General features: G+C 72.3%; 1 protein-coding gene. It reads left to right on the forward strand.

Annotated elements, in window-relative coordinates; translation table 11 throughout:
• Positions 1-9 precede the first annotated feature (9 nt).
• Positions 10-534, forward strand: a 525-nt coding sequence (locus ABD823_RS34520; protein WP_344867177.1) for a GTP-binding protein, incomplete at its 3' end; no start/stop codon positions are given.

The raw sequence follows: 534 nt of genomic DNA on the forward strand, positions 1-534 counted from the left end.
CGCCGCTACGTGCCGGCCAGAGCCCGCTCGGTGAAGGTGCTCGTCCTCGGCCCGTTCGCGGTCGGCAAGACCACCTTCGTGGGCACCGTCTCGGAGATCCGCCCCATGCGCACCGAGGAGCGGATGACCCGCGCCGGGGAGCTCGTCGACGACCTCGGCGGCCTGAAGGGCAAGGACACCACCACGGTCGCCATGGACTTCGGCCGCATCACCCTGGCCGACGACATCGTGCTGTACCTGTTCGGCGCCCCCGGCCAGCCGCGCTTCCACCGCATGGTCCGCTCCCTGATGGAGGGGGCCCTGGGCGGCCTGGTCCTGGTCGACACCCGGCGGATCGCCGACAGCTTCGACGCGATCGACCTGCTGGAGACCGCGGGCCTGCCGTACACCGTCGCGGTCAACCACTTCGACGGCGCCCCCCGCTACGACGACGCCGCCCTGCGCGACTCGCTGAGCATGGCCGACGACCGGCCGCTGGTGTGGCTCGACGCCCGGATGCGCGCCTCGGCCAAGCAGGCACTGATCGCCCTCGTC

Source organism: Planomonospora alba (assembly GCF_039534085.1).
GTDB lineage: Bacteria > Actinomycetota > Actinomycetes > Streptosporangiales > Streptosporangiaceae > Planomonospora_B > Planomonospora_B alba.